15 protein-coding genes and 1 riboswitch are annotated in these 18,668 nt (G+C 62.1%); of the genes, 5 read left to right on the top strand and 10 right to left on the bottom strand.

Translation table 11 applies throughout. The annotated features are described in order from the left end of the window. Positions 1 to 18: 18 nt before the first annotated feature. The 5 genes from LPA37_RS01500 to LPA37_RS01480 form a co-directional block, all read right to left on the bottom strand. The gene (locus LPA37_RS01500) at positions 19 to 1,503 is read right to left on the bottom strand and encodes an NCS1 family nucleobase:cation symporter-1 (RefSeq protein WP_228976374.1); all 1,485 of its coding nucleotides are present in this window, start codon (positions 1,501 to 1,503) and stop codon (positions 19 to 21) included. 303 nt (positions 1,504 to 1,806) lie between these two features. After that, the gene (locus LPA37_RS01495; RefSeq protein WP_228976375.1) at positions 1,807 to 2,517 is read right to left on the bottom strand and encodes a GntR family transcriptional regulator; all 711 of its coding nucleotides are present in this window, start codon (positions 2,515 to 2,517) and stop codon (positions 1,807 to 1,809) included. 319 nt (positions 2,518 to 2,836) lie between these two features. Next, the gene (gene ldcA / locus LPA37_RS01490) at positions 2,837 to 3,763 is read right to left on the bottom strand and encodes a muramoyltetrapeptide carboxypeptidase (protein WP_229011133.1); all 927 of its coding nucleotides are present in this window, start codon (positions 3,761 to 3,763) and stop codon (positions 2,837 to 2,839) included. Between the two features lie 39 nt (positions 3,764 to 3,802). Further along, on the bottom strand, positions 3,803 to 4,372 hold the full coding sequence (tadA, locus tag LPA37_RS01485; protein ID WP_267478025.1) for a tRNA adenosine(34) deaminase TadA: 570 nt from the start codon (positions 4,370 to 4,372) through the stop codon (positions 3,803 to 3,805). Beyond that, positions 4,369 to 4,770: a DnaJ family domain-containing protein gene (locus tag LPA37_RS01480; protein ID WP_228976380.1), complete on the bottom strand. Its 402-nt coding sequence runs from the start codon at positions 4,768 to 4,770 to the stop codon at positions 4,369 to 4,371. The genes tadA and LPA37_RS01480 overlap by 4 nt, the downstream gene beginning before the upstream one ends. Positions 4,771 to 5,050: 280 nt before the next feature. Between LPA37_RS01480 and LPA37_RS01475 the strand changes: the two genes are divergently transcribed. Continuing rightward, the gene (locus LPA37_RS01475; protein WP_228976382.1) at positions 5,051 to 5,209 is read left to right on the top strand and encodes a hypothetical protein; all 159 of its coding nucleotides are present in this window, start codon (positions 5,051 to 5,053) and stop codon (positions 5,207 to 5,209) included. A 283-nt stretch (positions 5,210 to 5,492) separates the two neighbouring features. Here the strand turns inward: LPA37_RS01475 and LPA37_RS01470 are convergent, their stop codons facing one another. Continuing rightward, positions 5,493 to 6,317: an isocitrate lyase/PEP mutase family protein gene (locus tag LPA37_RS01470; RefSeq protein WP_228976384.1), complete on the bottom strand. Its 825-nt coding sequence runs from the start codon at positions 6,315 to 6,317 to the stop codon at positions 5,493 to 5,495. A gap of 510 nt (positions 6,318 to 6,827) precedes the next feature. On the opposite strand from LPA37_RS01470, the gene LPA37_RS01465 reads away from it, so the two are divergent. From LPA37_RS01465 to LPA37_RS01450, 4 genes are all read left to right on the top strand, one after another. Continuing rightward, complete coding sequence (locus tag LPA37_RS01465; RefSeq protein ID WP_229011131.1) at positions 6,828 to 7,856, top strand: ABC transporter permease; 1,029 nt, start codon at positions 6,828 to 6,830, stop codon at positions 7,854 to 7,856. Positions 7,857 to 7,965: 109 nt separating this feature from the next. Then, positions 7,966 to 8,964 (top strand): ABC transporter substrate-binding protein, encoded by a 999-nt coding sequence (locus LPA37_RS01460; protein WP_228976388.1) that lies wholly within the window; start codon positions 7,966 to 7,968, stop codon positions 8,962 to 8,964. 10 nt (positions 8,965 to 8,974) lie between these two features. After that, the gene (locus LPA37_RS01455; protein ID WP_228976390.1) at positions 8,975 to 9,754 is read left to right on the top strand and encodes an ABC transporter ATP-binding protein; all 780 of its coding nucleotides are present in this window, start codon (positions 8,975 to 8,977) and stop codon (positions 9,752 to 9,754) included. 245 nt (positions 9,755 to 9,999) lie between these two features. Beyond that, a riboswitch (cobalamin riboswitch) is annotated at positions 10,000 to 10,186 on the top strand. Between the two features lie 52 nt (positions 10,187 to 10,238). Continuing rightward, the gene (locus LPA37_RS01450) at positions 10,239 to 11,300 is read left to right on the top strand and encodes a HoxN/HupN/NixA family nickel/cobalt transporter (protein WP_229011129.1); all 1,062 of its coding nucleotides are present in this window, start codon (positions 10,239 to 10,241) and stop codon (positions 11,298 to 11,300) included. Positions 11,301 to 11,657: 357 nt separating this feature from the next. Here LPA37_RS01450 and LPA37_RS01445 read toward each other — a convergent pair whose 3' ends face one another. From LPA37_RS01445 to LPA37_RS01430, 4 genes are read right to left on the bottom strand one after another with little or no spacing between them, the layout of a single operon-like run. Continuing rightward, positions 11,658 to 12,905 carry a Wadjet anti-phage system protein JetD domain-containing protein gene (locus tag LPA37_RS01445; RefSeq protein WP_229011127.1) on the bottom strand — a complete coding sequence of 416 codons (1,248 nt, stop codon included), beginning with the start codon at positions 12,903 to 12,905 and terminating at the stop codon, positions 11,658 to 11,660. Beyond that, on the bottom strand, positions 12,902 to 16,279 hold the full coding sequence (locus LPA37_RS01440; protein ID WP_229011125.1) for an ATP-binding protein: 3,378 nt from the start codon (positions 16,277 to 16,279) through the stop codon (positions 12,902 to 12,904). The genes LPA37_RS01445 and LPA37_RS01440 overlap by 4 nt, the downstream gene beginning before the upstream one ends. Further along, positions 16,272 to 16,913 carry a DUF4194 domain-containing protein gene (locus tag LPA37_RS01435; RefSeq protein WP_229011124.1) on the bottom strand — a complete coding sequence of 214 codons (642 nt, stop codon included), beginning with the start codon at positions 16,911 to 16,913 and terminating at the stop codon, positions 16,272 to 16,274. Before LPA37_RS01435 ends, LPA37_RS01440 begins: the two co-directional genes overlap by 8 nt. A gap of 2 nt (positions 16,914 to 16,915) precedes the next feature. Next, entirely contained in the window at positions 16,916 to 18,370 is a 1,455-nt protein-coding gene (locus LPA37_RS01430) for a DUF3375 domain-containing protein (RefSeq protein WP_229011122.1), read from the bottom strand. Between the last annotated feature and the right edge of the window lie 298 nt (positions 18,371 to 18,668).

Genomic DNA, 18,668 nt, shown 5'->3' with positions numbered 1-18,668 from the left:
TCCTTGCGGCAACGTCACTTACTTGCGCGCGAGTGCGCGATAGAACACGGCGCCGAGCAGCGCCCCGATGAACCACGAGAAATTCGCCATGCCATTGATGCCCGGTACGAGCACGCAGGCAACCGCGATTGCAGCTGCCGGCAGTAACGCAAGGACAGCGGTGTAGTTCACGCCGTTGCGATACCAGTACGCGCCCTTTTCCGACATCGAGTACAGATCGTGCAGTTCGATCTTCTGACGCTTCACGAGATAGAAGTCGACGATCAGCACGCCGTACAAAGGGCCAATAAAACTGCCCAGGACGTCGAGCGTGTAGTGGATTACCGTCGGGTTGTTGAAGAGATTCCACGGCGTGATGAAAATCGACGCTACCGCCGCCAGCATCCCACCCGCGCGCCAGCTGATAAGACGCGGCGCCACGTTCGAGAAGTCGAACGCCGGCGAGACAAAATTCGCCACGATGTTGATGCCGATCGTCGCGATCGTGAAGGTCAGCGCGCCCAGCACGACTGCCATCGGATAGTCGATGCGGCCCACCGTTTCGACCGGATCGGTAATCAGTTGGCCGAACACCGGCAGCGTGGCGGCCGTCGTGATCACCGTGACCAGCGAGAACGCAAGGAAGTTGACCGGCAAGCCCCAGAAATTGCCGCGTTTCACGCTGCGAAAGCTCTTGCCGTAGCGCGAGAAGTCGCCGAAGTTCAGCATCGGTCCGGAGAAGTACGACACCACCAGCGAGATTGCCGTGATCATTACCGGCACGACTTCCATGCCGTGATACTTCACGCCGCCCAGGTTGATGCCGATGTTCTGCCAGCCCGCGCGCCACACCATGTAGCCGGCCAGAATGAACATCACGATATACACGGCCGGGCCGGCGAAGTCGATGAACTTCTTGATCGTTTCCATGCCGTTCCAGAACACGAATGCCTGAAGTACCCAGAGCACCATGAAGCCGGCCCAACCCACCGTCGACAGGCCCATGAAACCGTGATGGTGCACGTCGGCATAAGGCAGCATTTGCGGGAAGAACTTGAGCACGACGATCACGAGCGCGCTCGACGCGAGATACGTCTGGATGCCGTACCACGCCACCGCGATCAGGCCGCGAATCACAGCCGGCACGTTCGCGCCGAGCACGCCGAACGTCGAACGACACGCGACCGGATACGGCACACCGTTCAGCTGGCTTGGCTTCGCGATCAGGTTGCACAGCAGGTTGACGATCGCGATGCCGACCAGCAGCGCGATCAGCACCTGCCAGCTTGTCAGACCGAGTGCGAAGAGACTTCCCGCGAACACATAACCGCCGACGCTATGCACGTCCGACATCCAGAACGCGAAGATGTTGTATGCGCTCCACGTCTGATGTTTCAGCGGCGCAAGATCTTCGTTGTACAGACGTTCGCTGTAGCCCGCAGGCATGGATGGATTGCCGTCGCCGGCGCCCTCTTCGAACGTGGGAATGGCGGGATTACCCGGTGCTGCACTGAACTGAACCATGACTCCTCCTTGGAATGAGATCAGCTGAACACTGATCGTGGGGCACTCTCGTCCGCCTGCGTCGCGCGCCGTTTTTCATTCCGGCAAGTTGCGTTTGCATGCGGGCGCCGCGGTTGTGTCCGTACTAACGTACTTGTTTTTATGGTTTGAAACGGGCCGCGAACCCGTCCTCAAACGTCTCCTGGAGCACGACACACGTTGCGTACCAGCGCAGCGCGGTCACCGTGCATTTATTCGATTCGCTTCAGTTCACATTCAGTGCAGCGCAGCCGCTCCCGGGCGCGCCGTGGTCATGCCAGTGGCTTACAGATGCCGGCCTGCGCGCGGGCCAAATATTTCGTGCAGATCCGCCGCGCTGTTCGCCGGGCGGTCGAGCATCTTCAGTTCCACGCTCTGCAGATGGCGCGACATCAGGGCCGCGGCTTCCGTTGCATTGCCGGCGTCGAGCGCGACGAGAATCGCTTCGTGATCTTCGAACGAACACGGGCTGCGACCCAGCGATTCGTACAGTGCCGAGATCAGTGTCGAACGCGCGACGAGGCCGTTCAGACAGTCACACAGCACCGTGTTGCCTGTCAGCGACGCAAGCTCGGTATGGAACTCGCCGGACAGACGGATCCACGCGGGAAAATCACGCGTTTCGAACGCCTTGCGTTCGCGGCCGATCATGCCGCCGATGCCTTTCAACCGGCGCGCCCCGTGCCCGGTGCAAATTTTCTCGACTACCGCGAGTTCGACGATGCGACGCATCTCGAAGACCTCGTGGACCTCCTGCAGCGAAGGGCTTGCGACGAACGCACCGCGATTCGGTTCGAGATCGACGAGGTGGTCGGTCGCGAGGAGCGCAAGCGCCTGACGGATCGGTCCACGCTTCACGTTAAACACTTCGCAGAGCTGCGCCTCGGTCAGCTTGGCGCCTGGCGAAAGCCGATGCTCGAGGATCGCAGCGCGAATGCGCTCGGCGATCACTTCGGGTTTCGTGCCTGCGGAAGCTGCGGATATGTTTTCAGACATGATGTGTGTCTCGGTATGTTGGGTATCTTAGGATGGACATTAAGATTGTCAACAATTTTTAGATAAAATTAGCGACAATCCCTGGGTCAAACAATCACTGCCAGATTACTCAGCGCGGGCAAATGCACTGTATCAAGGCGCCTACGCCGATTTAACGATGAAACGGACGAACGTTTTCTGGCTGACTTTTTGTCAACAAACCTTTCTTTTCCCGGCATCATCGGTGCATGTGGGAACGTTGGAATAACTGACAGTTAGTTGCGTTTCTGCGTGAAAATAAAGCGGGCAGCGCCCGCTTTCCCCTGCTGCAAAACGAACCTCAGGTGAGATAGGGGTATCCGGAGACCGTCAACGTAAAGCCAAGGGTGTCCGCCTTGAGTTGCGCGTCGGCACCGACAGGCAGCGTCAACATATCCTCGACGTGGCCAAACTGAAGGCCCGTAATCACCGGAATACCAATCACTGAGCGGATCTGCCCGACCATCGCATTCAGGTCGTAACCATTGTCATAATCGAACGGCCGGCCGCCGGAAAAATCGCCGAGCACGAGCGCCTGCTGCTGCGCAAGAATTCCCGATAGATGCAACTGGTAGATCATCCGTTCGATCCGGAACGGCTGCTCGTTGACGTCTTCGAGAAAAAGAATGCCGTGCTCGACGGGCGGCATATACGGCGTGCCGACGAGCGACGTCAGCACCGCCAGATTGCCCCCCCACAGCGTGCCGCTGACTTCGACAGGCTGAACCTGCGGAACGTGGCTCGTGACCGTGAAGGACGGTTTCGACAGCGTTTCCCAGAAATGCTGCATCGTGAAGTTGCTGACTTTCTCGGCCCCGAAATCGCTCATCAGCATCGGGCCGCCGAAGGTCGTCAGGCCGGCGCGCGCCAGCAGCGCCATCTGGATGGCCGTGAAATCGCTGTGACCGACGAATGCAACGGGCTGATCCGTGAGGCGTCGCTGCAGGCCTCCATAGTCGAGGCCGTGCAGAATGCGCACCGCGCCGTAGCCGCCACGCACGGCCAGCACGATGTCGGGCAGCTTGCGCGACGCATCCGCGAGGCGGTTGAGTTCCGCGGCGCGCTCGCCGTCCGTTCCCGCGAACCGCTGAAAGCGACGCTCGGTTGCCTGCACACCCACGACGTGATGCCCTTGATGACGAAGCCGGCCGAGGGCGCGATGAACGACCGCCGGATCATGTGGATAGCCCGAGGGCGCGATTAGTTCGATGGTGCGAGGCGCGATCATAGGTGAAATGGGTAAACGCTCTGATGGGGACGGTTCAGATTAACGCGTTTCGGCCGGCGTGGATGCGTTGCTGGCTACAGATGCGGATTCTGTCGCGCGGGCCGAACGGGCTTCACGGCTCGCGCGCCGCCGGTCCGCGAAGAAGGATTTGAGCGCCGCACCACACGCGTCCTCGAGCACGCCGCCGACGACTGTCGTGTGATGATTGAGCTGCGGATTCGCGAATGCATCGACGACGCTGCCGCATGCACCTGTTTTCGGATCGCGCGCACCGAATACGACGCGCGCGATGCGCGCATGCATGATGGCGCCGGCGCACATCAGGCAGGGTTCAAGCGTGACAAACAGCTCGCAGCCCGGCAGCCGGTAGTTCTGGAGCGCTGCCGCCGCCGCGCGCAGCGCGGCCATTTCGGCATGCGCGGACGGATCGTGTCCGCCGATCGGATGATTGAAGCCCGTCGCGATGACTTCGTCGCCCCGCACGAGGACCGCGCCGACCGGCACCTCACCGGCCGCCCGAGCCGCTTCGGCCGCTGCCTGGGCGAGCGACATGAAATGGCGGTCACGTTCGTTCGACGCGCAATCCGAAGCCGGCGCATCGTCGCTCACGATGAAACCACTTCGCCGGACTCGTCGATCAGGACACGTTCCGACAACCTTTCGGCGATACGCCGGCAGTATTCGTGCGGCACGACCATAGGGCCGCCGCGCAGGGATTCCAGCGCCATGTCGAGCGCGAGCATTTTTGCCTGGAGACGGCCATGCATGGCGCCGTCGCCGACCGCATTCAGTTCGTTCCGGAGATCACACAGCGCCCGCAACTGTTCGACAGCCGGCGGCGCGAAGCCCGCGTTCTTCAGAATCCGGTTCGCCATGCGCACTTCCGTGGGGACGAGGGCGTCGTCATCGAGCGTTGGCGGAAGGCCAGCGTCGGGCAAGTCGTCGAACTCGCCACGCGCGGCCGCGGCGGCAATACGTTGTTCGACCAGTGCATCAAGCAATCTCATCAGCAATCCAGCACGTTGAGGCTCTGGCATTCTATCAGGGTGCTCAAAGGAAGTTCTGGCGCCGCGCTGGCGACCGCCAGACCGGCTCGCGGCGATTCGACTCCAACGGTCGGTCACCCCCGATCGCGACGCTGATGATAGCCGCCCCGGCCACCATCAAACGACCTGCGGCGGATGACCACGCCGGCCGCGCGATTTTCTTCTGGCCTTTGATTAGGGAAAACCCTATAATTACATCCAAGGGAAAACCCTCTCACCAGCATTCAACAAAGGAATCGTCATGAGCTATCTTTTCGCACTCTTTCAAAAGGTTAGCGATCTTTTTGCGTCGCACCATCTGCCCCTGGATTCGGACTACTCGTACGCCGCGCGTCACCGCGAAGCGGAGCGCATTCGCCAGTCGCAGGCCACGCTGTTCGGCATTCGTCTGACAGACTAATCCGCTTCACGTTATATCGCCGGTACCGTTTGTGCTTTTCTCCTGACGGGGTAACGCACTGAACGGGACGACTGACATTCACCGGTCTGAGTTCGCGACGGCGATGTGCGCATCTCGCCGCCGCTCTATTTCGCGGCTGCCGCGACAAGCCCGGTCGCAATGGCTCCCGGCGACGCCAGTTCGTTTCCGCGGCCTAATGGAATGACTCCATCGGCGTCGGCTGCGCCGTCACTCTCCTCTCCGATCTTCATCTGCTTGCCTGCCCTGAGGACGTTCAGTGTCCTCACGCGTCGTCGCGAAACAGCCCGTTGAGCGTCGCGCCCGGCGCAGCGTTCGCAAAACCATCAAAACGCCCTTCGGCCAGCCGCTGCGCGGCATGCATGAGTCCACCCCAGGCGGCGCGGGCCAGTCCACCGCCCACGCTGATGCGTCGCACGCCAAGGCGGGCGACATCCTGCACGGTCAGATCCGAGGTCGATCCAATCAACAGGTTCACCGGCTTCGGTGCGACTGCCGCCACCACCGCTTCGATCTGTTCCCGCGTTTGAATGCCCGGTGCGTAGAGGCAGTCCGCGCCGGCCGCCGCGTATGCCTTGAGACGCGCGATCGCGTCGTCGAGATCCGGCACGCCCGCGACGAAATTTTCCGCACGGCCGACGAGCAGCGTATCGCCGCCACGCGCGTCGATGGCGCGACGCGCGGCCTTGATCCGCTTCACGGCGACATCGATGGCGAATAGCGGCGCATCGGCGTCGCCAGTCGAGTCTTCGACCGAGAGGCCCGCGACGCCTGTTTCAACCGCCAGCCCGACGCTCTGCGCAACCTCCTCCTCATTCATGCCGAAGCCGTTCTCGAAGTCGGCGTTGACGGGCAAGTCGGTCGCATCGACGAGCGCGCGCAGATGAGCGAGGATCGCCTCGCGCGGCGAACTGTTGTCCGCCTTGCCCATCGACCACGCGAATCCGGAACTGGTCGTCGCCAGCGCCTTGAAGCCGAGGCTTTGCAGATAGCGGGCACTTCCGATATCCCACGGATTGGGTAGCACGAAGCAACCCGATGTGTGCAGATCACGAAAAATTGCGCGTTTTTCGGCGGCGGTGCGAGGCATGGCGTATCTCCTGAATCGGGAAGCCGGAGGCTCCTGAGGGTGTTATGCGGGTAGACGGTGCGTCAGGCGTGGGGTTCAGCGACGGGCAAGCGCAACGACATTACGCCGGGCGTGACGGTTAGTCAAAGTGAGTCAAAGTGGCAGCTGGCGGCGCCATCGCCAACCTTCGGAGTCTGAGCGAAAGGATGGATCGACGCCGACGCCCCGGATACAAAGCACTACTGAGGTTATCTGCAATTCCATCAAACCCGGATGAACCCGGAACGGATACACCAGATCGAACAGCAAGTTCGCGATGCTGCCGCGCAGCGCCCTTCCCGGCTTCTGCGTATCCAACAAACAACCTGGGCCCTGCGGGCCGGCAGCGCGTGGCCAGCCTTCCCCGCAATAGCCGCGACGCCCGAATGCGCTTTGAGGACTACCTCGAATATCGGCAAGTGTTTAGACCATATTGCGCTAAGCACTTTTAGGCCTGTTCTATCAAGAATTCAATCTATCACGGCGTGATGGTTGTTCGGTAAAGTTGCGGTGCTGCGCATCCATGGCAAGTGCATGGACGGCAACAGCACGTTCAATCCCGGGCACCCCAATACGACCGGAATCGCTGCATGGCGTGAATTGCCTGATACGGGCACGCCGGATGGCACATCCACGTACACGTCGTTAGATCATCTGGAGGATCGCATGGCCGAAAGGCAGCTGGAGCAGACAGGCCATTTTGCTACGAGGCCCGCTTTCAACGCGTTTGATTCTGGAATCGAGAAGGTCCGCCATCTGAAGATATGGGCCTTTCTCAATCGATACGGTGTGCTGATCCTGTTCTTCGCGCTATGGCAGACTGGCAGTTCTCGCGGATGGCTCAATCCAGCGGTGATTCCGCCTGTCGACGCTATCGTGCGCGCACTGTTTGCCGCGCTGGTCAATGGCGTGCTGCTCGGCGACCTGTTCATCAGCCTGCAGCGGGCTGGCATCGCGTTCGGCGCAGCCGTCGTCGTGTCGATCCCACTGGGTCTCGTCATGGGTACGTTCTCGCGGTTCGAGAACGCGATTGATCCGATCTTGCAGATGTTCCGCCAGACGTCCGCGCTCGCCGTCTACCCGATTTTCATTCTGCTGATGGGTCTTGGGGAAACGTCGAAGGTGTTCGTGATTTTCTGGGCAACGGTGTTTCCGCTGCTGATGAATACGATGACGGGCGTCAAGCAGGTCGACCGGCGTCTGATCGAGATGGCGAGCATGTTTGGTGCGTCGAAACTGCAGACTTTCCGCCGCGTGACCCTGCCCGGCGCGATTCCGTCGATTTTCGTCGGGCTGCGCCTGAGCGCCGGGACGGCTTTGCTGATGCTGGTGGCGTCGGAAATGATCGGGGCCAATCAGGGGCTCGGTTTCAAGGTCATGCAGGCCCAGTACAACTTTCAGATCCCGCTCATGTTTGGCGCGATCGTTCTTCTCGCCGGCCTCGGTTTGCTCAGTAACTACTCGTTGATCTTCCTGCAAAGAAGAATATGCAAATGGGTCGATCCGAGAGATATCGGATGAATCCGGCTCCAGCAGCCGCACCGTTGTCCCCTCGCGTTTCTCTTGACTTCATCCGCACAAAAAATACTGGAGTGGCAAACCGATGGTCCATGGGTTCAGAAATCTGGTTTTGAATAAGCTCGGACTACTGGCGGCGGGACTCGTCCTTCTCGCCAGTGCTCACGCTGCAGAATCGGTACCGCCCGCGGCGGGCACGCAGAAAGTCACCGTGATCCGCTATCTGAGCAATGCCGGTTCGATCAATGCCAGCGAGATTGCCGCCGCGAAGGGGTGGTTGCAGGCCGACGGTGTCGTGCTGGAATCGAAAGGCTTTTCGCAAGGCGGCCCGGAGAGTCTCTTCGCGATAGCGTCGGGTTCGGTCGATGTGGCGGGTGCCGCGACCGCGGCGGTGCTCAACGCGATCTCCAACGGCAACGACATCATTGCGGTCAAGCCGGGCGGCGGCCTCAGCAAGACGGTGAAGAGCAACTTCTACGTACTCTCCAAAAGCCCGATTACCAAACCGGCTGACCTGATCGGCAAAACCATCGCCGTGAATACGCTGGGCGCGCATCTCGACTATACGGTGCGCGAGTATCTGCGGATTCACAACATCCCGCAGAATGCGGTGAGGCTCATCGTGGTCCCCGGGCCGCAACTGGAACAGACGCTTCGATCGGGTCAGGTCGACGTGGCGGCTGTCGGAGCGTGGCAGGCAGTATTTGCCGGCAAGCTCGAGGCCGATGGCGGAGTGCGCGTGCTGTTCGACGACTATCAGGTCCTCGGCGACATCACATTGGGCTACGACGTCATGCGTAAAACGTTTCTCGAAGCCCACCCCGCCGCCGCGCGCGCCTTCGTGACCGATTCCGCGAGAGCGGCGGACTGGGCCGCCGAACATCCGGACGACGCGAGGAAACTGATCGCGCAACTGCTTGCGAAACGCGGTGAAAATCCGGCGCTCGCCGGCTATTGGCCTGGTTTCGGACTCAGGCAGCATGCGCTTTTCACCGATCACGACGCGCAGTTCTGGCTCGATGTTTTTGAACGGGAAGGAAAGTTGCGCAAGGGACAGCTGCCGGTCAATGCCGTGCAGACGAACCGGTTTAACAGTTACGCGTCTCAATAGGAGAGCCGGTATGGTGTCGGTTAGCGGGTCACCGCACAAGCTGCAGATCAACCGGCTGAGCAAGTCGTTCAGGATCAACGGATCCGTCGTGCCTGTTCTCAAGGACGTCGAACTCGATATCGCGGCGGGTGAATTCGTCGTCATCGTCGGCGCTAGCGGTTCCGGCAAGACAACGCTGTTGCGCATTCTCGCCGGTCTGGAAAAAGGCGATCGCGGAACCGTGAAGGTGGATGGCGAGATCGTGACCGGCGTCAGCAGCGAGCGGGCGATGGTCTTTCAGGAGCCGCGCCTGCTGCCGTGGCTGACGGTCGAAGCGAATATCGCTTTCGGGCTGGAATTGCAGAAATACACCGGTGAGGAACTGCGCCAGAGGATTGGCGAATATCTGCACCTCGTGGGACTGGAGAATTTCCGTACCGCTTACCCGAGCCAGTTATCCGGCGGCATGGCGCAGCGCGTGGGCATCGCGCGGGCGCTCGCCATCAACCCTGACATTCTGCTGCTCGACGAACCGCTCGGCGCGCTGGATGCGATGAAGAAGATGGCCATGCAGCAGGAACTGGAGCGCATCTGGCTGGAAGAACAGGTCACCATGGTGATGGTGACGCACGATATCGAAGAAGCGGTCTACCTGGCGGACAAGATCGTGGTGATGTCGGGCGCCGGAGCGGATACGCCGTTCAGGATCGTTCCGGTGGATTTGCCGCGTCCGCGGGATCGGGGCAGTCCGGCGTTCGTTCGCTTGCGGGAATCGTTGCTGCAGGAGTTCCAGTTCGATATTCGCAATTGACGGGATGTCGCCCGGCGGGCGCAACCCGCGGCTGCCGGGCGCACGCGCCCTTCTGAAGACAATGGGTCATGCCCCGGCCTCTACGGCCCCCCCTGTTCCCCAGACCCGCGTTCAGCGAAGTCTTTTTATCGCCGCTGCCGTTGCCGATACCGTCGGCGACCTTCCCCGCAGGCGCCTCGATGCGCGCCATTACGCGCCTGATTCCCGGACTTCCAGATCGAAAGCCATCCGCACGGTTTGTACGCGATAATTGCCCTCGCGACGGCTGCCGCAAGGCATTAATAGGGAATATGGTGAGGCAAACGCCAGGACCATAGCTGTGCCCGCAACTGTAAGCGCGAAGTCCGATGTCATCAGGCCACTGGGCAACCGGGAAGGCGGCGTCGGGCGCTAACGCGCAAGCCAGGAGACCTGCCGCGCCCGGACGCAATCGCGTCCGGCACACCCGCCCATGCGGGCGCTTCACCAGCATGCGAGGACATTCATGCGACAGTCTTACCTTTCCCATCTGTTCGACGACGGCCCGCAGGCGCTGCGCGGCAAGATCATCGGCATTTTTTCATTGCTCATCGTGGCCAACGTCGGCGTCTGGATCTGGGCGCTCACTGCCCTCCATGGACACCCCGCGTTGATCGGCACCGCACTGCTCGCTTACACGTTCGGCTTGCGCCACGCGGTCGATGCCGATCACATCGCCGCAATCGACAACACCACACGGAAGCTGATGCAAGGCGGCAAACGCCCGGTTGCAGTGGGCTTTTTCTTTTCGCTGGGGCATTCGACGATCGTGATCGCGCTCTCGGTTGCGGTCGCGTTCGCGGCCGTCACGCTGAAAGCGCGCTTCGAAGACATGAGGTCGATCGGCGGCGTGATCAGCACCTCGGTGTCGGCGGGTTTTCTGCTCGTGCTGGCCATCGTCAACGTAATGATTCTGGTGTCGGTGGTGAAGACTTTCCGGCGCGTGCAGCGTGGCGAGCGCCTCGTCGAGGAAGACCTCGACATGCTGCTCAACAGGCGCGGTTTCCTGTCGCGCATTTTCCGTCCGCTGTTCCGCCTTGTTTCACGTAGCTGGCACATGTACCCGATCGGCTTCCTGTTCGGCCTGGGCTTCGATACGGCGACGGAGGTGGCGCTGTTCGGCATTTCCGCCGCTCAGGCCGCTGACGGCATGTCTCTCGCGACCATTCTGATCTTCCCCGCGCTGTTTACCGCCGGCATGTGCCTCGTCGATACCATCGATGGCGTGCTGATGCTCGGCGCGTATGGCTGGGCGTTCATGAAGCCGGTCCGCAAGCTGTACTACAACATCACGATCACGTTCGTGTCGGTGGTGGTGGCGGTGCTGATCGGCGGCATCGAGGCGCTGGCGCTGATCGCGGACAAGCTCGAGCTCAAAGGCGGCTTCTGGGATCTGATCGGCACGGCATCGGACAACTTTGGCCTGCTCGGCTACATGGTGATCGGCCTCTTCGCCGTCAGCTGGCTGGTGTCCCTGTTGTTCTACAAGCTCAAGCGCTACGACGACATGCCCGTCAACCTGGGCTGACTGGAAAGCCAGCGGTCGCGGTGGGAGGCACGTTCATGGAACCCGCCACGCGCGACCCGCACAGCGCGTCAGTGAGCCCCGCTTCGCAATCCTGTCAGCACTGTTTCCATCAGCGGCTGCGAAGCATCCAGCGCTTGCGGTGTGAACGGAAAGCGCGACCACGCCTTGTGTGCATAAGCGCGGGTCCCGGCGCGGTAATACGGCGACGCGGCACTCGCGCAGCCAGTATCGCGGATCCACGCGTTCGGCTGGATCGGGCGCGACGGCTGGATCATCGCCCGTTGAAGACGGCCCAGGCGGACGGGATTGCGGCGGCACATTCCCGGTATATTCGCCCTGCACGGCAAAGAGGCTATTTCACTGTCCTGCAAGCGCGGCGAGCGCGGTTTCAACCCACTGGAAGCCAATACGCTCCTGCTCAAGCCTCAGATTCCCGCGAATCCGGTTATCGCGCAGGTCGTTGAACAGCGCCTGCTCCGCATCGGCGAGCCGTGGCAAGTCGCGGAGTACCTGATCATGCTCCTCGCCCCATTGAGCTTCGTGGGCGATCAGCGTCGCCCGGTCCATCAGGAAAGACGCGACGTGGTCGAAGCGGCTGCGCAACTGATCGAGGATGGCGAAGCCGTGAGTGTCGATATCTCCCCAGTAGTGGATGCTGCAGCGGGAAAGCCATGCCGCTTTTGACAGCGCGTCCCATCCGTAGCCTGCGCCGAAGACGACGATCGTATCGGCCAGAGGCGGGAACGCGAGGAAGTTTGTCTCGTTCTCGGTGATGAAAACCCGGCGGATCGGCACGGCCAGCGCGGCAAAGCTGTCTGCGTCGACTGCGATATCGGGAAGCGCGGAGCCGGGAAGCATGGGCAACCGTGCGTCGAGCACGCGAAACCGGATACGAACAGGCTTCTCGAGAAAACCGTAGCGGGCCGCGAAGTGCGCACCACCGTTTCTTTCTATCGCGACGGCCTCCAGCGGCAGTACGAGATCGAGCCATTCCGCCAGCACACCGCGCCAGTTTTCGATGAACTTGCTGTGCACACCGGCAATGTCCACCTGTCTCAGGTAAATGCCGGGACGTGGATGCCGTACGATCCAGCCGACCACCGCCAGTAAACGTTCACATTCGTCAGCCAGCTCGAGCGCCTGCAGCGGACGCCGGCGAAACCATGCCAGCAGCGCCGGCTGCCGCGAGCCCACGAGGACGAGCAGGCGGCCGAACTGTGCCGCGTCGCCGCGCTTGCCGATCATCGCCAGCGCACTGTCCAGATCGCCGATCCAGACCGCCTGCGGCACGCGCTGAACACCCAGGACACGATGCCTGAACTCGCGCCATTCGATCCGGATCTCCGCGACCGCGACAAGCCCGGCAATCCATTCACGAACGGCCTGGAAACGTTCGGTGAGTTCGGCCGAAGCCGGTCCCTTCAGGACGAGTCGCAGGGGGAACGCACAGCCGGCGCGCGGGCCAACCTTCGCTTCTTCGCGAGCGACAGGCACGGCATTCGGCGCCGCGTCCGCACCGTCGCTCATCATGCTGCGCAACAACTCGCCTCGCTCCCACAAGCGGCGCACCTGCGCTTTCAGGTCGCTGGCGGTCGTCCAGCTCACGCCGAGCCCTCCGCCTTGCGTGCAAGATGCTCCTCGATCGACAGATTGCGCAGCTTCGAAGCGCGCCCCTCATCGTTGTGCACGAAGCCGACGCTGGAAACGAACGGCTCGATGATATGGATCTTCTGCAGCGGCGTGACGATCAGCAGTTGCAGATTGAGCTGCCTGAACAACTTGAGCCCATATTGCGCGGACTCGTCCGAGCCGCGTCCAAACGCTTCGTCGATGACCACGAAGCGGAACGAGCGTGACCGTACCGCGCCCCACTCCAGACCGAACTGATACGCGAGACTGGCCGCGAGGATCGTGTAGGCCAGCTTTTCCTTCTGCCCGCCCGACTTACCGCCCGAATCCGAATAGTGCTCGTATTCCGTGTCGTCTTCACGCCAGCGTTCGCTTGCGGCGAACAGAAACCAGTTGCGCACGTCGGTGACCTTCGTCGTCCACCGGCGGTCCTGATCCGACAGGCCTTCGCGGCCGCGAAACCGGTCGACGATCGCCTTGACCTGCAAAAACCTGGCTTCCGAATACTGCGTGTCGTCCGAACCGGTCAGCGTACCCTCCGTGCAGGCTCGCAGTTCCGCCTGGAAATCGCGGATGTCCGCGTCGGGGCTTGCCTGGGATTCCAGCACGATATAACGGCCTGGGTCGTAGTCGATTTGCGCCAGCGATTCATTGATGCGGGCGATGCGCTCCTTGATCGTTTCACGTTCCCGCGCCAGTTGCCCGTTGAAGTTGGCAATCTCGTTGATCGTGTTGATGTTCAACAGCTCCTTGAAGCGAGCCTCGAAGCGGGGAAGATCGTCGGTATTCAGGCGAGCCAGCAGCTGGCGATACTCGAACGCGGCTTCGAGGCTGGCGTCGAAGTCGGCCGTATCGAGCTTGTATGTGTCCTTGAACGTCGACATGCTCTTGATGATGCGCTCGGTGAGGCGATCCAGGCGCCTGGCCTCGGCGTCCATATGGGCCTGCAACGCGTCACGCAGTTCGCGTTCACGGTTATCGCATGACTCGACCGAAAGCTGATGCTCGCCCAGAATCTGTGCGCGCAGCACGTCTAGCCGCGCGCGGATATCGGGGGCGATCGCGGCCAGCCATGCCGCGGTTTGCTCCCGCAATGCATCGGCCGCTTCGCGTCTGGCGTCGATACCACCCAACTCGCGGTTGACGTCCGACAATGCCTTCTCGCTCTCCTTCAGCGCCGTCTGCACCGACTCGAGCTGCGCGGCCAGTTCCAGCAGCGCATTGCTGGCCGCCTCCAGACGCGCCTTCTCATCCTGCAGGCGAGCGATCATGGCAGAGCAGTGCTGCCAGTCCAGCTCACGAAAATCGTTGAACTCGTTGAGCGCCGCCAACACCTCCAGCTGCCGCCGCAGCTTCGTCTGATCGCCCTGCGCTGTGGCGATCTGACTGGCGATGCCCCCGAGCCGCACCTCGAGCGCACGCACCTGCCCTTCCAGCGCGGCGATCTTCGCGGCGTTGCTCCAGCCGAGAACGTAGCGGCTGCGGTCGTCGAGACGATGGCGGTCGTCTTTCTCATGGCGTTCGCCGGGCGCCTTGACCTGCCCTGTGCGAGTCAGCGCACGGGACTCGCGACGAAACTGCTCCTGCGTCGCGCAGCACGCGTAATCGAAGCGCTGTGCCAGCATCCGCTCAAGCCAGCCGTAAAACGGCGAATCCGGTTTGAGCGCGACGTTGTGCACCAGCGAATCGCGATGCAGCCCGGCGATGTCCTGGTCGCGCATGGCCCGCACGCGGAAATAGACGAGCCGTCCCGCGAGATGCGTGCGATCCACCCACGCGGCGACATCGGCATAGTGCGCATCGGGCACGAGAAGCGAGAGGCCAAAGTTATGCAGCACCCGTTCGATCGCGCCTTCCCATTCGCGCGCCTCTTCGCGCACCTGGATCAGTTCGCCGGCGAACGGCATGCTGTCTTCGTCGAGACCGAGTGCCGCGCACAACGCCGCACGCATGGCGACCTGCTCCCTGGGAATATTGCTGCGCCGCGCCTTCAGGCTCGCGACTTCCTCGCCAAGCACGTCATGTTCGCGCTTGCCCTCGCGCAGCGACACGCCCCACTCGGTGATCTGGTTTTGCAGATCGGCTTCCCGCTGACTCACGCCCTCGCGCAGATCGGCCACCTGCTGCCGCTGCGCCATGAAGGCAGGCTCGTCGGCTGCAGCGGTTTCACCGATCGCAGCAAGCAATTGGGCGTGACGTTCGGCGCGCTGCTGGCGTCGATTGCGCTCACGTTCCTCGTCGCGAATAGCGGCTGCAAGCTGCGCCAGCCGGTCACCGCCCTGCTCGGCAATCGCACGCTTGAGGCGATCGGCCTGCGTTCGCTCATGGTCGCACTGCTCGATGCGCCGCTCCCTCTGCGCGGCCAGGCGTGCATGATCTTCGGCGAGCAACTGCAAGCGCCGATCCAGCAGGCCCAGCTTCAATTCGGCGAAGTACGGCTTCAGCGCATCACGGCACGCGCGCGACGCCTCCTGTTCCGCCGCCAGCGTGCCGTGCTGGTCGCAGTCCGCCACCAGCGGCCTGAGCAGTTCCACCTGGCGCTTCGCCTTGAGCACTGCCTCGTGCGCGCGGGTCAGATCGTCGAAGTGCGAGATCAGCGCGGCAATACGAGGCGCGACGTCGAACGGCTCGAGCATGTGGCTACGCACGAAATCGGTCAGGTTGCCGACCGACTTCATCGACACCGTCTGATGAAACAGCTCGAGCGCCTGCTCATTGTCGATGCCGAAGCGCCGGCGAAACCACGCGCTGTATTTCGGAAAGGTGTCCTCGATTTGCGCGCCGAGGCCGCGCAGCTTTTTGCGCAATTGCGCGATATCGGAGCCGAAGTGGACAAAATCCGTCGCTATCGACAAATTCCGCTCGGCGCCCACGTAAAAGCGCTCGGGTTGGCTCTGCGCCTCTTTCATCCAGAAGACCTGCGCGAGCGAGATCGTCTGGTCATACCCGGCGTTGTGGAACACGCCGAGGATCACCGAGTAGCTGTTGCGGTCCCGCAAGGACACGGGCCTCGCTGTACCGGTCACCTCGTTGCGCTCGGACTTGTAATGCCCGAGTACGTACGAGCGCAGCGTCCGTTCCTTGCTGTCCGCGCCTGCCGCCTTGTTGTAGGCGATGCGCTGCGAGGGGACCATGAGCGTCGTGATCGCGTCGACCAGCGTCGACTTGCCCGAACCGATGTCGCCCGTCAGCAGACCGTTCTTGCCGTCCAGCTGAAGCGTCCATACGCGCCCATCGAATGTGCCCCAGTTGAAAACTTCCAGGCGGATCAGGCGAAAACCGGAGAGCGTGTCGTCGGCGAGAAAATCCAGCTCCAGCAGTTGTGGAATCGCCTCGTTCGGCTCATTCATCGACGTCCCCTCCCGACCCTGCCGTCGTGCCCGCCAGCTGCGCCTGGTACGCAGCGAGGCGGGTGTCGAAGTCCGACAGCCATTGCGCGTCGACGAACGCCTTCAGGATGCGCCGCACCTCGAAACTGGCCGGGCCGCTCGCAACCTTCAACCGGCGCAGGAAGCCCAGTTCAACGATCTTGTTGATGTGCGTCTCGATCTGATCGATCAGCTTCGCTTCATTGCTGCTGTCCGGAAGGAAGACCCTGACAAGCTCGACGATGTCGTCGCGCGATAGTACGAGGCGCGTATCGCCACCGCCGGCATCGAATTCGGCAAGCTTCTTGCGCAGCAACGCCAGCAGCAGGCTGACCGGAAAAGAGATCGGCCGGCGTGCAATCAGACGCGGCAGCTTTGGCGCCGCGCCATCTTCGGCCTGCTCGGGACGGCTGCGCAGGAACGCGTAGCCTTCGGCCTCGTCCAGCACGAGTTCCAGGCCCAGTACCGACACGTAGTCCCGCACGCGCGCCTGCAGGTCGAGCAACGCGCCCCACAGACGTTCATCACCCTCACGATAGATCACGCCTTTGAGCAGCGTGATCGCCAGTGTCGACAGATCGGTGTTCGCCGCCACCTCTTGCCGTTCGTCTTCCATCCTCACCTCACAAAGATCACGCGTGGCAGCCGGGCGCGCCGTGCCTTCGGCATCTCGTCGCGACGGGTTGTTTGCCACGCGATGACTTCGTGCGCGTCTTCGTCCACCACCGTCTTGAATGCGTCGCTGCCCAGTTGCAGATACGCGACGAGTTCCGCAAGACCCTGCTGCAGCGGATGCGATTCGATCAGCTCGCGCAGCGTCACTTGCGACCGGTCCTGCAACGCCTGGCGGATGTGACCCGCAAGCTGCGCCCGGTCGACCACCACCTGCGAATACAGCGCCGCAGCGTCGAGATCGACGTCGCCCGTTTCCAGCGCGATATCCGTGATAACCGGCTTCTGCACGGGCGTGTGCAGCGGACGTTCCATCGGAAGCTCGACGTCGGATGACGACCCGGCAAAAGTCATTATCTCGCCGACCGGCGGCGTGTCGCGTACGGCCAGCGCTCTCGCCTCGATGCCGCGCAGGATGTCCATGATGCGGCGGTTCTCGAGCCACGCCTGGTCATCGAGAAACCGGCGCAGTTGCTGCGACAGCTGCGCGACCGTGCGCTGCGTATGTTCACCCGCCTCCAGCCAGTCGTAGTGCACGCGACCGGTCCGCGCGTCGGGTTTCAGGTTGGCCACCGCGGGCAATGCGAGTACTCGCGCGAGCCGTTCGGTGAGCTCTTCCTGGCGCGTGCTGGACATCAGGAAATCCCAGAATGCGCGGAAGCTTTTGCCCTGGTCGGAGTCACCGATCGCGTCGCGCTCGCCCATGATCTCCCCCAGTAGCGCGCCCTTCGATCCCTCCCATAGCGCGATGCGCTCGCGCACGCGACGATCGAGCATGCGAAAGTTCTGCTCGACCTCGCGAAAGTCGGTCAGCAGGTCACGCGCCAGCTGCATGAATTGCTGGAAGCGATCCTTGAGGGCCGTGTCGTCCAGCAGTGGAAGATCGCCGGCATTCACCCGTGCGATCTCGGCATCGATCTCGTCTCGACGGCTGTGTAATTCGGCCACGCGCTTTTGCGGATCGGATTCGCTGCCTTCGCTCATCTGCCGCAGTAACTCGAACAACGTCAGCAGGCGTGATTCCGTGCCGACGAAACTGCGTTCCGTGAGTGCGTCCAGCCAGACGATCGCTTTTTCCGTCGCTGGCGTAAGGTCGAAGTGCGGTTCGTCCGAGTCCTGGCGGTAGAACTTGCGCAACCAGCCTTTTTCCGCGCTTGCCCAGTCGTTGAGGTAGTCGAGCGCGCGTTTTGGATAAGCATCCTCACCCAGGCGATCGCGCAGGGCATAAAGTTCGTCTTCCAGCGCTTCAGCCAGGTCGGCGGCGGACATCGCGCGCACGTTCGGCACCACGAAAACGCGATGCAGGAAGCTCGCCACCAGCGCGACGTGGTCGGAACGTAATAGCCGCCACGCTGGATGGTGCGTGCGAAGGGCGTCGAGGGTTAAGTAGTCGAGGGGCATGGCTTTGCTCTCGGGCCGGATCGGATCATTGAGTACGAGCCGCCCGCGCGCTCATGTTAACCCGACGATTGTAACTGCATGCCGTTTGCGCGCGCATTGAAACCTGTCGTCGCACACCCTCTGCCGCTTCCGTCTTCGATATCCTTGCGCGGCAAAGCGTGTGAAACGCGGTCCTCGATACAGGTCACAACCGCGATGCAGCGCGAAGATCGTCGTGCTCGAAGGCACTCGCCATGCGTGCGATCCCTGCCCGCCTGCAACCAGCCTCCCCGGCAACCACGTGCGACGTTCGGGTGAC

Source organism: Paraburkholderia gardini, assembly GCF_907164545.1.
Classification (GTDB): Bacteria; Pseudomonadota; Gammaproteobacteria; order Burkholderiales; family Burkholderiaceae; genus Paraburkholderia; species Paraburkholderia gardini.
This window is presented reverse-complemented; position numbering and strand designations above follow the sequence as displayed.